Source organism: uncultured Thioclava sp. (genome assembly GCF_913064665.1).
GTDB classification, from domain to species: Bacteria; Pseudomonadota; Alphaproteobacteria; order Rhodobacterales; family Rhodobacteraceae; genus Thioclava; species Thioclava arctica.
In genome coordinates, this window is the sequence record NZ_CAJYBT010000007.1 from 42,709 (window position 1) to 56,725 (window position 14,017).

Genomic DNA, 14,017 nt, shown 5'->3' on the forward strand with positions numbered 1-14,017 from the left:
TCAGCCCTGCTGCTGCGGAAATTGCGGCGCAGCACCCAGAGGAATCGGCCCGAGGCTCATCTGACCATTTTGGAAAATGAGCGGCACTTCCAGCGCATCTTGGGGGTCTTTCGCCGCCAGCATCGTTGCCACGCTGGTGATCACGTTGACCTCGTCTTTCCCAATCAACCCAACCCCTTGCGCGATGGAAATCCATTTGCGCCACGTGGCAGAGCGGATTTGCAGCGTGCCTTCGGGATAGCCGCTGGCATCAATGCGCAGATTGCCCGAGGCCGACAGATCATTGCCGCCCCAGCTTAGCGACAGATCGCTTAGTGCGAATGTCATCAGCCCCGGCAAGCCCTGATCGGCGGCAGCCTTTGTGATCGGGTCGCGCAGCCCCGCCAGCGCGTCGAAATGGAGACGCGCAATCGTATCCCCAAGCCCCGATTTTGGTGCCAGTTTGTCGACCAGAGCGGTGGGCAGCATAAGGTTTACCGCCTCGGCCCCCAGCCGATAGGTTGCACCCGGCATCACCAACTGGCCCTTGTCATTGGGGTCGGGCAGCGCGCCCTGTGCCTTGTCTTCGCGCGAAATTGCCAAACGTAGCTGATCGGCGCTCAGGCTTGGCGCGCTGCCCATTTGGGGCGTCAGCACCGGGCTTGTGATCACCGTGACCGCGTTTTCAAGCGGCAAAGCCGAGGAATAGCCGACCGTCACAGAGCTGCGCATATCAGCAAGGCTAAGCGTGTAAGCCTGAGATCCAAGGGCGATTTTTTGATCCGAAGGCAGATAGGCGATGATTTTATTGGGGGCATATCCCAGCGCGAAAACCTGCGCATAGGGGGCCGACCAAGTCCAAGCGCCATCCGAGCCGAACAATTGGGGCTGCTGGAAGGTCAGATCAAAGCGCGATGGAAAGCCTGCCAAGGACACGCCTTTGGCATCTCCCCAACCCTCCTGCTGGGCCTGTGCCAGCATATCTTGCGCGCCCGCCTTGATCTTGTGCGCCCCGACAAACCAATAGCCAGCATAGCCAAGCGTCAAAATCACTACCAGCCAGATCAGCTTGCGCATCGCTCAGTGCCTCTTTGCAATCATCCTCTTCCCCATGTAATGCGCTTGAGGATGAACAACCAGTCCGACTCAAACACGACCTGGATCTTTGGCTATGGTTCGCTGATCTGGAACCCTGGCTTTGACCCTGCCGAACGCGCGCTGGCCCGCGCTCCGGGTTTTGCGCGTTCTTTCTGTCTGCGCTCGCTTGTGCATCGCGGCACGCCCGAAGCGCCGGGACTGGTGCTGGCGCTCGATGAGGGGGAGGGCGCGTGTGATGGTGTCGCGTTTGCAGTGCGCGCGGGCGAAGAAGATAGCGTGCTGGCCTATCTGCGTGCGCGCGAATTGGTCACCTCGGCTTATTTTGAGCAAGCCATCGCGCTGGATCTGGCCGATGGGCGGCGCGTGCGGGCCGTGACCTATGTGATCGACCGGCACCACGATCAATATTGCGGTGGGCTCAGCCTTGAAGAACAGGCCCAGATCATCGCGCAATCGACCGGCGGGCGTGGCCCCAATCGCGACTATTTGTTCAATACTGCGGCACATTTGCACGAATTGGGCATTCCCGACACGATGCTGGATGCACTTGCGGCACGCGTGCGTGAATTGACGTGTTAACGCTTGGCGAAGACTGCGCGCATCGCTAGTCTTTGTCCAAACAGGCAAAGGGGCAGGGCATGCACGAGCCAGTGCGGATAGACCCACAATTTTCACAACCCGTGCGTCAGGTTCTGCTGATGCTGTTGGTGTTGATACTGGTCGGGACGGGGGGCTATTTCGCCTATTCCCGGATTTTCCCGATTTTCTTGGCAAATCCCTGGCTGAACGGGGTGATCGTTACGGTCTTTGGCTTTGGTATTCTTGCCTGTTTCTGGCAGGTGGTACAGCTGGTCAAGGCGGTGAACTGGATCGAAAGTTTTGCCGCAGATCGCCCCGGACGCCCCGAGGTGACAGCGCCGTCGATGTTGGCCCCCTTGGCCTCGCTGCTCGGCTCGCGTGAGGCGCGGCGCGCCGTGTCGTCCAGTTCGGGGCGCTCGATCTTGGAATCGGTGGCGACGCGGATCGACGAGGCGCGCGACATCACGCGCTATATCACCTCATTGCTGATTTTCCTCGGGCTGTTGGGCACGTTTTACGGTCTGGCCACGACCGTGCCCGCCGTTGTGGAAACCATCCGCGCATTGGCCCCCAAAGAGGGCGAAAGCGCGATGGGCGTGTTTGACAACCTCATGAAGGGGCTTGAGGCGCAGCTTGGCGGCATGGGCACGGCGTTTTCTTCGTCGCTGTTGGGCCTTGCGGGCTCGCTGGTGGTGGGGCTGCTGGAGCTATTCGCCAATCACGGCCAGAACCGGTTTTACCGCGAGTTGGAGGAATGGATTTCCTCGATCACGCGGCTGTCCTTCACCGCGCTTGAAGGGGGTGACGGCGAGGGCTCGATGGTGGCGGGCATCCTTGATCACATGTCCGAGCAGATGGAGCAAATCCAGACTCTGTTCGTGCGATCAGACGCCGGGCGGGTGCAAACCGAGGCGCGTATCGCGCATCTGTCCAACGCCCTGCATGACCTGTCTGAACGCATGGGCGGAGAGATTGACGCCCGCGCGGTTCAGGCGCGCTCGCTCCAGCATATGGCGGATGGACAAGATCGGCTGATCTATGCGCTCGATAACCTGTCTGCACGCACCGCCGAAGGCGCGCCCGAGGCCGAAGCGCTGGCGGAAACCCGGATGCGCCTGCGCTCGATTGATCAGCAAATGATGCGCATGCTCGAGGAAATTTCGGCCGGGCGGCAAGAAAGCATGGCCGAGCTGCGCCATGATTTCGCCGGGCTTACCCGCGCCATTCTGGGCTATAAACCCCCGCGCGAGGACTGATCCATGGCCTTGGCGCGGCGCAATAACAACCGGTTCTCGGGCAATATCTGGCCCGGCTTTGTCGATGCGATGACGGCACTGTTGTTGGTGCTGATGTTTGTGCTGTCGATCTTCATGATCGTGCAATCGGTTCTGCGCGACACCCTGAGCACCAAAGAGGGTGAACTGGTGGCGCTGAATGAACAGGTCAGCAATCTGGCGCGCGCGCTGTCGCTGCAACAGACGCGCACGCAGCGCCTGACGGGCGAGTTGGAAGATGCCCGCGACGCCGCCGATCAGCAAAATTCGCTGATCGCGACGCTGACCTCGCAACTGGCTGATCGCAAGGCTGCCCTTGACGCAGCGGGTCAGAAGATCACCGAATTCGAGGCCCGCGTCGCGCAGTTGATCGGGCAACGTGACGCGGCGCAAAGCGATGCCACCGCCAAGGCCGACGAGATCCGCCTCAGCAAGGAAACCATTGCCGATCTGCGCACCAAGCTGACGCAATCGGGCGATGCGGTGGCGGCGATGACACTGCAACTGGAAGAGGCGCGCAAAAAGGCGGAAGACACGTTGACCCTTCTGGCCGCCGCACAAACCGCAAAGAAAGACATCGAATCTCAGCTTAATCAGCAGCTTAGCGAGGCCGAGAAACAGGCCGCGCTAAAGGCGACCGCGCAAAAGGCGCTGCAGGAACAGACGCAGATCTCGGATGATGCCGCCAAAAAAGTGGCGCTGCTCAATCAGCAGGTTGCGGCACTGAGCACGCAATTGGCGCAGCTGCAATCGGTGCTCGATGAGGCGCAGCAAAAGGATGCCGCCTCTAAGGTGCAACTGGATAATCTGGGCCAGCAGTTGAACGCAGCTCTTGCTCGCGCCGCGTCAGAACAAAAGAAACGTGCCGATCTGGAAGAGGCCGCGCGCAAAAAGGCCGAGGCCGAGGCGAAGGATCTGCAAAACTATCGTTCGGAGTTTTTCGGTAAGCTGTCGCAGCTGCTCAAGGGCCGCTCGGGCGTAAAGGTCGAGGGCGATCGGTTCGTGTTCTCTTCCGAAGTGCTGTTCCCGGCAGGGTCAGCCACGCTGTCAGATGCGGGCAAGGCGCAGATCAAGCAGGTGACGGGGCTGCTCGATCAACTGCGCTCGGAAATTCCCGGCGATATTCCGTGGATCATCCGCGTTGATGGGCACACCGATGACACGCCGCTGTCGGGCACGGGCCAGTTCAAGGATAACTGGGAACTCAGCCAGGCCCGCGCGCTGTCGGTGGTGAAATATATGGTGGACAGTCTTGGCTTTCCGCCCCAGCGCCTCGCCGCCGCCGGATTTGCGCAATTCGACCCGGTCAATACAGCCGACACCCCCGAGGCGCGCGCGCAAAATCGCCGGATCGAATTGAAGCTGACGGAGCGCTAAGGCAGGCGAGCCAATCAGAAGGCGTCGCCGCCATCGCCTTGATATTGCCGCGCGAGGTTGCCAAAGCGGGTGAACTGGCTTTCAAACGACAGATCCACCGTGCCGATTGGCCCGTGGCGCTGCTTGCCCAAGATCACCTCGGCCTTGCCATGCACGCGTTCGGCTTTTTGCAGCCATTCGGCGAATTTCGGGTCGTCTTCCTGTGGCTTGAGGCGTTCGTGATAATACTCGTCGCGATAGACGAACATCACCACATCGGCGTCTTGCTCGATCGAGCCGGATTCGCGCAAGTCACTGAGTTGCGGGCGTTTATCCTCGCGGCTTTCGACCGTCCGGCTAAGCTGTGACAGCGCGATCACCGGGATATGCAGCTCTTTTGCGATGGCTTTTAGACCCATCGAAATCTCACCAATTTCCTGCACGCGGTTGTCGCCCCGTCCGGTGCCGCGCAGCAGCTGCAGGTAGTCCACGATCACCACATCCAGCCCCGAGGTGCGCTTGAGACGACGACAGCGCGCAGCCACCTGACCGATAGGCAGGGCAGGCGTGTCGTCGACGTAAAGCGGGCAGGTTTCGAGCGACTTGGCGGCCTCGACGAAGCGGCGGAATTCGCCCTCGGACATGTCGCCGCGCCGGATGCGTTCCGAGGGCACTTCCGAGGCTTCCGACAAGATCCGCGCCGCCAATTGCTCGGCGCTCATTTCGAGACTGAAGAAGCCTACGACGCCGCCTTCGACCGCACCTTCCTGCCCGTCATACCGCCGCCCGCGCTTATAGGCTTTGGCGATGTTGAACGCGATATTGGTGGCCAGTGAGGTCTTACCCATCGAGGGACGCCCCGCAAGGATCAGCAGATCGGAGGGGTGCAAACCACCCAGCTTCTTGTCCAGATCAATCAACCCGGTGGACACGCCCGCCAACCCGCCATCGCGCTGATAGGCGGCATTGGCCGACTGCACGGCCTCGGTCACCGCTGACAGGAACGAGGTCCAGCCCTTTTGCGCCTGACCTTCCTCGGCCAAGGTGTAAAGGCGTTGCTCGGCCTCGGAGATCTGGATTTTCGGGTCGTCATCGTCGATCGTGGGGCGTGCCGCACGCGAGGCAATATCACCGCCCAGCTCGATCAGCCCGCGCCGCACCGCCATCTCATAGATCATCACCGCGTAATCGCGCGCCGCATGCGCCGAGATCGCCGCCCCCGCGATGCGCGCGAGATAGGCCGGTCCGCCCAGCTCTTTGAGACCCTCGTCATCCTCAAGATAGGCTTTCAGCGTGACCGGCGAGGCCAGCGCGTTTTTCTGAATCTTGGCGGTGGCGACCTCGTAGATGCGCTGATGCACCGGCTCGTAGAAGTGCTCGGGTTTGATCACCGAGGCGATGCGGTCATAAATGTCGTTATTGGTCAGGATCGCGCCCAGAAGCTGTTGTTCCGCCTCAATATTATGGGGCGGGGCGGGGGCAGCTTCGATGCCGGGTGCGCTTTCATCGGGTCGGTTTGTTTGATCGTTCATAGGCCCTGCTCCCGGTTGTTCTTGCGCCCTTCTAACGAGAGCGGGACGCTTTGGGTATCTGGATAAATATGTGGAAAACTGCGGGTGAAGTCTGTCTTGCGGCCGAGATCAAGCGGCATGTGTCCTCGACCCTACCACATTTGGTGGCAGCCTGCGCCCATCACAGATTCGCAGGAGAATTACCCCCAAGCGGTCCACAGTTTTATCCACAAGAAATTCGCGCGCGCTATGCGCCCTTGCGCGCATCCTGCCAAGCACGCGGCGCGGTCAAAAACGCTTCGACCTCGTCCAGCGTGTCCTTGCTGAAGCTGCCCTGATCGCGCGCCTCTGCCAGAACGTCCCACCAGGTGCATAGATGATGCAGCTCGACGCCATGCTCGCGCAGGTTCGGCACGGTTTCGGGAAAGATTCCGTAATAGAAGATCACCGCAGTATGCCCGCACGTCGCGCCGGTCTCGCGGATCGCATCGACAAAGCTCAGTTTTGAGCCGCCATCAGTGGTCAAATCCTCGACCAGCAGCACGCGCTGGCCTTCGCTCATTGCGCCCTCGATGCGGGCATTGCGCCCGTAGCCCTTTGGTTTCTTGCGCACATAGGTCATCGGCAGCGCCATGCGTTCGGCCACCATCGCGGCAAAGGGAATGCCCGCCGTCTCGCCACCCGCGATATTGTCAAACGCCTCAAACCCGGCATCGCGCATCACCGTCACGGTCAGAAAATCCATCAAGGTCGAGCGGATACGGGGAAACGAAATCAGTTTGCGGCAATCGATATAGGTCGGCGAGGGCAGGCCGGAGGCGAGCGTAAAGGGCTCATCGGCGTTGAAATGCACCGCCTCGATTTCCAGAAGCATCCGGGCCGTGAGGCGCGCAATTTCTTCGCGGGCGGGATAGGTGCTGGGGATCATCGCTTTGTCCTTTTGCGTGGGTTTCATCTAGCGCCAAATACTCCCCGCGGAGCGTCCCACAGATCGGACAGGAGCCTCCGGCGGGAGTATTTCAGGCTAGATGAAACTCAGTTCTTTACATGCCAATAGACCGGGAAGCCCGGATCGAACAGGGTGACGGGGCCCGCGCCGGTGTTGATCTTGGCGGGCCATGTTGCGGGGTGCTCGCTTTTGTGCAGGCTCAGCGTCGCCTCGTTCACCGGCAGACCATAAAAACGCGGGCCGTTTTCGCTGGCAAAGGCGGCCAGCGCATCGAGCCGCCCCTCGGCCTCGAAGATATGCGCCAGAAGCGGCATCGTATTGGTGGCGGTGAAGCAGCCCGCACAGCCACAGGCGCTTTCCTTGGCCGGGTCGGAATGGGGCGCGCTGTCGGTGCCCAGGAAGAAATGCGGGTTGCCCGAGGTCGCGGCTTCGACCAAGGCGCGGCGGTGATGCTCGCGTTTGGCGACGGGCAGGCAATAGTAATGCGGCTTGATCCCACCCACGAGGATATGGTTGCGGTTGATAATCAGGTGGTGGGTGGTGATCGTGGCGCCCATATCCGCGCCTTGCGCGGCGACATAGTCGATGCCGTCTTTGGTGGTCACATGTTCCATCACGACACGCAGACCGGGCGTGGCGCGCCGGATCGGGTCCAGAACGCTGTCGATGAACACCGACTCGCGGTCAAAAATATCGACATCTGGCGTGGTAACTTCGCCATGTGTGCAGAGCGGCAAGCCGATCTCGGCCATCTTCTCAAAAACCGGGCGCACCTTGTCGAAATTGCGCACGCCCGAATCCGAATTGGTCGTGGCGCCTGCGGGATAGAGTTTCACCGCCTTGATCAGCCCCGAAGCGGCGGCAGCGGCCACATCGGCGGGATCGGTATCTTCAGTCAGATAGAGCGTCATCAGCGGCTCAAACGCGGCCCCCTCTGGCAGGGCGGCCAGAATGCGGTCGCGATAGGCCGCGGCTTGCGCGCCCGTGACCACCGGGGGCACAAGATTGGGCATGATGATCGCGCGGGCGAAATCGCGCGCGCTTTCGCCGATGATGCCTTGCAGCATCGCACCATCGCGCAGATGCAGGTGCCAATCGTCGGGGCGGGGGATCGTGAGTGTGTTCATGATCAAGCCCATAGCGCGCGCGCGCTGGCAAATCCAGAGATTCTGCGCCAATAGGCGCCGCTCTTAGGGATGTGTTTACGCCGCACTGCAGCGCGTGCATGGCGGCAATGCGGGATTGGCGGTGGTCTGGACAGCGAAGCTGACCTATCTCTGGACGCAGGGAGGAAACGACCTGACACAGCAACACTTCAGGAGGTTTCCAATGGCTTTCATCACCACCAATGCACGTGGCGAACAATCGATTCTCAGCAAGCTGGTTCACGGCTTTGCCGAAGGGTTCATGCATTTCATGGAGCGTCAGTCGCGCCAAGAAGAAGTCGCCCGTCTCGAAGCGAAAACAGATGCCGAACTTGCCGCCATGGGGATCACCCGCGAGGGGATCGTGCGCCACGTGTTCCGCGACCGCTTTTACTGCTGAACAACTGGGCTTGCTTGATTGGGCAGAGGCGCGCGATAGTCTGGGTTTGAACACTCAGTGATCGGAGGCTCCGATGCCCGCAAGTCCTACGCCCGAAACCCTTACAGAATTGCGCGGCGATCTTGTGCTCGCAGCGCTCTGCGTGGGCCAGTTCCACGCGCCCTGCCAGCTTGATAATGACCGCTTGCTGGTGCGCGCGGACAAGCCCCTGATTGCGGCGCTTGATGCTTTGGGCATCCACATGGCCGCCGTGGTCGAACCTTTCACGCCAGCGCCGGTTTTCGTGCCGCATGAGGTTGTTCTGGCGCAGGTCGCGAAAGATGCTCGGCGTCGCGTGCGCACCCATATTTCAGAGATTGATGTCGCGGACGATCCCGAAGAGGCATCAGAGCCACCGGCCTCAAACGCCTGAGATATTTGCTTAAATCGCGCCGATCTTTGCGGGATCGGGCAGGGTGATGCCCTGTTCCGCCAGTTCGGCCTCAAGCACGCCGAGGCGCGCGCGAAAGCGTGGCCCGTTCAATCGGCGCGCTACGTTGCGACAGACCAATGCCTCAAGATAGGGGCGTTTTTGATCGCTGAGCCGCGCGGTAATCTGGCGCAAGAAACGCGCCAGATTGCGCCGTGCGCGATAGAGTTTCCAGAATTTCTGGTGGTCCAACTCTCCGTGGCAGGCGGCAATCAGAATGTCGTCGAGAATGGTCATCCCGCGCAGCATCCATTCGACGTTTGCACCGATGTTGCGACAAGCCATCAAAGACACGCAAGGGCGGGCAAACAGGGCGGCATGCATCGCATCAAGGCTTTGGAGCGGGTCATAAACGATAAATGCCTGCCCGACCCCTTCCAGCATTTCCGGCGCAAATCCGTAACGATCGGTAAACGAGGTGCGCCGCATTTCGCGAAACCGATCATCCCATCCCGCAATCTCAGGATCAAGCGTGGCTTGGGGTTGCAGCGCAACCACCGTGGCACCGGGGGCGACAACCGAAAAGGCGGCGGCTGCATAGCCGCACGGGCCCGCGCCGTAAAACACCACGCGGTCGAAATCTTCGAAGAACGCCTCATCGACGAGGCGGTCGAAATAGGCATAAACAGCGGGGTCGCGAAACCAACTGTCATGATCGCAGATCAGCGTCAGCGACGAAAACCCCGCCCCGCGCGCAATTCGGTATCCGCGCGGCAACTGATCGCCGCCATCGGCGCGAATCCCTGCGCGTGTTTCAAACGTCACCAGCAAGACCGGGCTGTCGTCATGAAAAAAGACGCTATGCGCGCCCCCCAGCGGTTCAAAATAGCCCGTCTCCTCGGCCATTTCTTCGAGCCGTGCGCTCCATTCGCTTTCGCTGAGATTCGCCATTGTTAACTGCTCGTCCTTGTTCATTCGCCGCATCCGATCGAAGTTTGCCTGTCCTTCGATCAAAACCGTATTTAGGTTAATGTAACATTACCTCAACCGGGCACAAATGAGGGAGTTAGGGGGAATTGTCGCGGATTGTTGTCGTGCCCTCTAGCTATCCTCTTGCTTCGCCAGCTTTGTTTCGTTCTTGGCATCATTCGCGCGCAGACCCAATGTGACCATGCGCTGCATCGCGTCGGGCGCCAGCGGGCGGCTCGGCGGCGTTAACAGCAGCCGCCCAAAAACCGCGCGATAGGGTTCCTCCAGCATCAATTGCGCGAATCTCTCCATGCGCCAGGCGACCGCACGCGCATGAAGGGCCGCGAGTTCCGGGTCGGCCATCAATTCCGTGCGCAACGCCCCCGCAGGCCCCGCATAGCGCGCCGCAGAGGTGTCGCGATCGTCGCAGAAATTGCGCTCCACCCAATAAGACAGATCAAAAGCCCCGGACTCACGATTGGCCCGGCCGCGATCACATTTCACGATATAACTTTCCATCGCGCCCAAGGCGTAGTGATTGAGCTGCACCAACGCGTAAGGATCGCTCCCCAGCGGCGTAAAGAGCTTCTGGCGCTGATAGAGCGGGGGCAATTTGCGTCCCGACCCATCCACCCAAAGCGCGGATTTCAGCCGCGCGCTATTGGGCGAACGCGGCCGATGCACCCCCAACTTGCCATAGGTGCCATCATTGGCAAACAGGGTCTTGAACATCGACGCGCGCCACGGCCAAAGCATACCAACAGGTGCGGCGCGGGTGAATTGCTCGGTGATAGGCGCATCCTCAAACGCGACCTTGCTGCAATTGCCAAAAAGCCGCCATGTCATCGCAATCGCCGTGGCCGGTGCGCAGGCTGAAATCAATGCGCCCAACGTGCCATCGCCAGTCTTGATCGTAACGAACTCATCAACATCCAGCACTGCGATCCAATCGGCACTGGCCTTCAGCGGATGGCGGTCAGCGGCTTTGAGCGCATCCCATTGCGGCCCCGCGTTCCAAGGGCCGGGATTGGGTTGATGCGTGAGCCAGCCTAACTGCGCGAGACGATCCAGCATCTCGGCCGTGCCGTCCGAGCAATCATTTGAGAAGACAAGGAAATCTGTAAACCCGACAGTGCGGTGATGGGCCAGCCATTCCAATAGGAAAGCCGCTTCGTTCTTGACGGAGGTGATGGCAAGGGCGCGCATGCGCTCAAGATGCCCGCCCCCATCTGCGCGCGCAAGCGCGAAAGGCGCGCCGTCGCGTTCTTGGCCTGGTTCGGAGTGCCTCCGGCGGGAGTATTTAGCGCTAGATGAAACCCAAGATCCACATTTCATCTAGCCCCTAAATACTCCCCGCGGAGCGTCCCCACGCACGATCCAGAGAGCCGTCCTTAGTGTGCCGCCTCATCGGGCGGATCCACGGTGAAAAAGAAATCGCGCGGGAGGTCGCGCAGATGCAGATCCTCCGGGATCACATGGGGCCCGACATTGAACACCGCAGAGCCGAAATGCGTCAGCAGCGTTGAGAGTTTTTCAAAGCGTTGCGAGGTGAGCGTGGCGTAAAATTCTGCCTGATCGGGGCGCGCCATCAGTTCCGCTATTTTGGCGCGGTGGCAGGCAACGCTATGGGCATGTGCGGCGGCGATTTCGGGGTCAGCCATCATCCGGTCGAACGCGGCCTTGGCGGCGGGCAGCATGCGCTGGATCGAGGTTTCGAGCTGCGCATTGTGGTTCATGCGAAACCAGTAATTCAGCCCTTGGTCCCGATCGACATGGTTCACCCGGCCGCGGTCGCGTTTCACCAGAAAACTTTCCGCCGAGCGCACCGCGTAATGATTGAGCTGGACCCAATCATAGCCGTAAGTGTCCAGCGTTGAGCGCCAGCCATTGCGAAACATCTCACGCGGCATCGGCTTGCCTGACCCGTTGAGCCATTTCACCTGATCCCACAGGTCGGGCACCAACCCCTTGGGGCGATGCACACCCAGCTTTTTATACAGATCGACATTGCGAAACAGTGTCTTGAACCCCCACGCCTGATGGGGTTTGCGCACGACTTCGGGGGCGCAGCGGGTGAATTGTTCGGTGATAAAGCGATCCTCGAAATGATGCACGTCATCATTGCCAAAGAGCCGCCATGTCAGCGAAATCATATTCGCTTCGCCCAACGCCTTATACAGTGCCGGCAGGGTGCCATCACCGATCTTGATATCGATGAACTCATCCACATCCATGCAGATCGACCAGCCAGCATTCTGGATCATCGGCTCGTTTTCCGCTGCGGCGAGGGCCGCGTGCTGGGGCTTCATATCCACCATCGTGCGAAACGGGTTTTCACGATGCGCCACGATCCCCTTGCGTTCCAGCAGGTCCAGCATTGTGTCGGTGCCGTCGGTGCAATCATTGGTGTAGATCAGGAAATCATCGACCCCGATCGCGCGGTGATAGGCCAGCCATTCTAGAATGAAGGGCCCTTCGTTTTTCATCGTGGTGATGATCGCGGTGCGCCCGGCATGGAGCGCCTTTTTCGGGGCCGCCTTGATTTTGGACACGGGCGGGCGGATCGGCTTATGGCCCCAGACCTGCTTGGATAGCTCCAACAGCTGGGCATCTTCGACCAATGAGGTCTTGGGCACCAGTTCCGCCGCCGACACGCCCGGCACACGAATCGCCATCGCGCGCCAGAAGCCGTAGATCAGCCCCGGATCGGGCTTGGCATAGCTGACGCGCAGCAGCCGCCAGGTGCTTTCGAGACCCGCTTTGGCAGGCGCGCATCCCCAGCGCGCAATGCCGCGGCGCGCATCGAAGGGGCGGCAGATGTGATCGGGGAAACGCTCGGACGCGCCCTCACGCACGCGCCAAGGATAAATCCGGTGACCCGCCAGCAGGATCACCCCGTTTTCGGCGGCCTGCGCGGCCTCAAACGCGGTGGGGCTGGTGTGATCATGCGGGCGCAGCAGGTCGGTGACATCGAGGATCAACACCGCCGCCGCCTTGGCAAAAAAGCGCCATTTGACGATCTCAAACACCAGCGCCTCGCCCAAGGGGGCGCGCCAGGGATCGGGGGCGGGCGGCTCCATCCGGTCTTTGCCCGGTGCGTCGGGAGCCAAAAAGACGTGTGATTCTGGGCCTTGATCGGGCTTGCCCAACGGCAAGTCACATTCCAGCAGCACGACCGGCAAATCCAGCTCGCGCAGATCCATCCCCTCTTGCAGCGCTTTGGCAAAATCAGCGGGGCTGCCAGCAGGGCTATCGGGCGGGGCGCGGTTCAAGATCACCGCCCCCGTTGCCCCATGGTGATCGTGATGCCAGCTTAGCCAATCCAGCACGGTTTCGACGCTTTCCTCAAGGCGCTGGCCAAACAGGCAGTTGCGCCCCTCAAAAATATCCCAATCGGGCGCGGCGGGGTTGAGCGGCATCAGCACCTGAGCCCCGTCATCGCCGCGCAGCGCAATCTGGGTGGGGCCGGGGGCGTCGGGGGCCAGCACGGTCATCGTGGCTCCTGCGACACCGCGCGCCTCGATCAGACGGGCGGCACCGGCGATTGGCGTGTCGATGAACTGCTCGGGGGCTGAGGGGCGGGCGAAAAAGGCGCGCAGCTGCGGGGTGCCATCTTGCATCCATCCCACCGTATCCAGCAGCGCAGGACCAGTCCCGATGCCAGCCTGTGAGTGCATCTTTCGCCGGATCACGCGGTGCTCGCCCATAAAAACCTCTTGCTCGACTTTATGCTGTCCTAACATGCGCATGTGCTGTCGCGAAGCCCGCGCGTGGGGGTGTGGGGCATGTGTTTCATGTGAATTTGGCAGCGCCGCGGTCAAGACGGCGGCAGAATAAAGGTATCTCTGCGCAGCTTGCGGGACGAGTGCGACTGGCACTCCAGCCCGGCGCAAGTTTGCGGGCGTCAAAGGCGCGTGGCGCAAGGCAGGAACTGCGACATTGCGCCGCGCTCTTGGCGAGAATTGCGCCGCGTTTCCATGGATTTGCAAGAAAACTGGGGAAATCTCACGCAGGGCTCACTCCACTCTGTCAGAAACGTGACCCGCGGAACAGTTTGTCGCAGTTTCATCCGCGTGGTTTTTGACATAAATCAATCTCAGCACAGAGATACTCCCATATCAATCAGTGCATCGGGTCCTAGATCTCCCAATCGCGGCTTCGGCCAATTGGACCCGATCAGAGGATAGACGTTCTCCCTTGTCTTTCCCCTAAATGCGCCGCGGGTCTCCCTCCCGCGGCGCTTTAATTTTTCTCAAGGCTGTTGATCCGGGTGATGCGTGATGCGTGGCGCACGAGGGGACGTCCTAACGGATTGTTTGAAAACCGTCTCAAGTGCGCCCAGCCCTCT

Annotated in this window: 12 protein-coding genes; 5 read left to right on the top strand and 7 right to left on the bottom strand. The window is 60.7% G+C overall.

Annotation, left to right across the window (positions count from 1 at the left end; genetic code table 11):
- Nucleotides 1–1,056 carry a DUF2125 domain-containing protein gene (locus QZ571_RS04375; RefSeq protein ID WP_295532285.1) on the bottom strand — a complete coding sequence of 352 codons (1,056 nt, stop codon included), beginning with the start codon at nt 1,054–1,056 and terminating at the stop codon, nt 1–3.
- A gap of 51 nt (nt 1,057–1,107) precedes the next feature.
- On the opposite strand from QZ571_RS04375, the gene QZ571_RS04380 reads away from it, so the two are divergent.
- The 3 genes from QZ571_RS04380 to QZ571_RS04390 are packed head-to-tail and all read left to right on the top strand — an operon-like array spanning nt 1,108 to nt 4,307.
- The gene (locus tag QZ571_RS04380) at nt 1,108–1,656 is read left to right on the top strand and encodes a gamma-glutamylcyclotransferase (RefSeq protein WP_295532287.1); all 549 of its coding nucleotides are present in this window, start codon (nt 1,108–1,110) and stop codon (nt 1,654–1,656) included.
- A gap of 59 nt (nt 1,657–1,715) precedes the next feature.
- Nucleotides 1,716–2,912 carry a biopolymer transporter ExbB gene (locus QZ571_RS04385; RefSeq protein WP_295532289.1) on the top strand — a complete coding sequence of 399 codons (1,197 nt, stop codon included), beginning with the start codon at nt 1,716–1,718 and terminating at the stop codon, nt 2,910–2,912.
- Nucleotides 2,913–2,915: 3 nt separating this feature from the next.
- Nucleotides 2,916–4,307 (top strand): peptidoglycan -binding protein, encoded by a 1,392-nt coding sequence (locus QZ571_RS04390; protein WP_295532291.1) that lies wholly within the window; start codon nt 2,916–2,918, stop codon nt 4,305–4,307.
- Between the two features lie 14 nt (nt 4,308–4,321).
- Here QZ571_RS04390 and QZ571_RS04395 read toward each other — a convergent pair whose 3' ends face one another.
- From QZ571_RS04395 to pyrC, 3 genes are all read right to left on the bottom strand, one after another.
- A complete protein-coding gene (locus QZ571_RS04395; protein ID WP_295532293.1) occupies nt 4,322–5,818 on the bottom strand; it encodes a replicative DNA helicase in 1,497 nt (498 codons plus the stop codon).
- Between the two features lie 226 nt (nt 5,819–6,044).
- The gene (locus QZ571_RS04400; RefSeq protein WP_295532295.1) at nt 6,045–6,725 is read right to left on the bottom strand and encodes an orotate phosphoribosyltransferase; all 681 of its coding nucleotides are present in this window, start codon (nt 6,723–6,725) and stop codon (nt 6,045–6,047) included.
- A 107-nt stretch (nt 6,726–6,832) separates the two neighbouring features.
- The gene (gene pyrC / locus QZ571_RS04405) at nt 6,833–7,876 is read right to left on the bottom strand and encodes a dihydroorotase (protein WP_295532444.1); all 1,044 of its coding nucleotides are present in this window, start codon (nt 7,874–7,876) and stop codon (nt 6,833–6,835) included.
- Between the two features lie 199 nt (nt 7,877–8,075).
- Between pyrC and QZ571_RS04410 the strand changes: the two genes are divergently transcribed.
- Together QZ571_RS04410 and QZ571_RS04415 are read left to right on the top strand one after the other, a co-directional pair.
- Nucleotides 8,076–8,291 carry a hypothetical protein gene (locus QZ571_RS04410; RefSeq protein ID WP_295532298.1) on the top strand — a complete coding sequence of 72 codons (216 nt, stop codon included), beginning with the start codon at nt 8,076–8,078 and terminating at the stop codon, nt 8,289–8,291.
- A gap of 73 nt (nt 8,292–8,364) precedes the next feature.
- Nucleotides 8,365–8,703, top strand: coding sequence for a hypothetical protein (locus QZ571_RS04415; RefSeq protein ID WP_295532299.1), 339 nt, complete (start codon nt 8,365–8,367; stop codon nt 8,701–8,703).
- 9 nt (nt 8,704–8,712) lie between these two features.
- Here the strand turns inward: QZ571_RS04415 and QZ571_RS04420 are convergent, their stop codons facing one another.
- The 3 genes from QZ571_RS04420 to QZ571_RS04430 all read right to left on the bottom strand — a co-directional run bounded on the left by QZ571_RS04420 (nt 8,713) and on the right by QZ571_RS04430 (nt 13,376).
- On the bottom strand, nt 8,713–9,651 hold the full coding sequence (locus QZ571_RS04420) for a phosphoadenosine phosphosulfate reductase (protein ID WP_295532302.1): 939 nt from the start codon (nt 9,649–9,651) through the stop codon (nt 8,713–8,715).
- A gap of 150 nt (nt 9,652–9,801) precedes the next feature.
- Entirely contained in the window at nt 9,802–10,875 is a 1,074-nt protein-coding gene (locus QZ571_RS04425; protein WP_295532304.1) for a glycosyltransferase family 2 protein, read from the bottom strand.
- Nucleotides 10,876–11,060: 185 nt separating this feature from the next.
- Entirely contained in the window at nt 11,061–13,376 is a 2,316-nt protein-coding gene (locus tag QZ571_RS04430; RefSeq protein ID WP_295532305.1) for a glycosyltransferase family 2 protein, read from the bottom strand.
- Between the last annotated feature and the right edge of the window lie 641 nt (nt 13,377–14,017).

Coding starts and splice junctions, on each gene's coding strand:
- QZ571_RS04375 (WP_295532285.1), bottom strand. CDS start 1,056: ATGCGCAAGCTGATCTGGCTGGTAGTGATTTTGACGCTTGGCTATGCT.
- QZ571_RS04380 (WP_295532287.1), top strand. CDS start 1,108: ATGAACAACCAGTCCGACTCAAACACGACCTGGATCTTTGGCTATGGT.
- QZ571_RS04385 (WP_295532289.1), top strand. CDS start 1,716: ATGCACGAGCCAGTGCGGATAGACCCACAATTTTCACAACCCGTGCGT.
- QZ571_RS04390 (WP_295532291.1), top strand. CDS start 2,916: ATGGCCTTGGCGCGGCGCAATAACAACCGGTTCTCGGGCAATATCTGG.
- QZ571_RS04395 (WP_295532293.1), bottom strand. CDS start 5,818: ATGAACGATCAAACAAACCGACCCGATGAAAGCGCACCCGGCATCGAA.
- QZ571_RS04400 (WP_295532295.1), bottom strand. CDS start 6,725: ATGATCCCCAGCACCTATCCCGCCCGCGAAGAAATTGCGCGCCTCACG.
- QZ571_RS04410 (WP_295532298.1), top strand. CDS start 8,076: ATGGCTTTCATCACCACCAATGCACGTGGCGAACAATCGATTCTCAGC.
- QZ571_RS04415 (WP_295532299.1), top strand. CDS start 8,365: ATGCCCGCAAGTCCTACGCCCGAAACCCTTACAGAATTGCGCGGCGAT.
- QZ571_RS04420 (WP_295532302.1), bottom strand. CDS start 9,651: ATGGCGAATCTCAGCGAAAGCGAATGGAGCGCACGGCTCGAAGAAATG.
- QZ571_RS04425 (WP_295532304.1), bottom strand. CDS start 10,875: ATGCGCGCCCTTGCCATCACCTCCGTCAAGAACGAAGCGGCTTTCCTA.
- QZ571_RS04430 (WP_295532305.1), bottom strand. CDS start 13,376: ATGGGCGAGCACCGCGTGATCCGGCGAAAGATGCACTCACAGGCTGGC.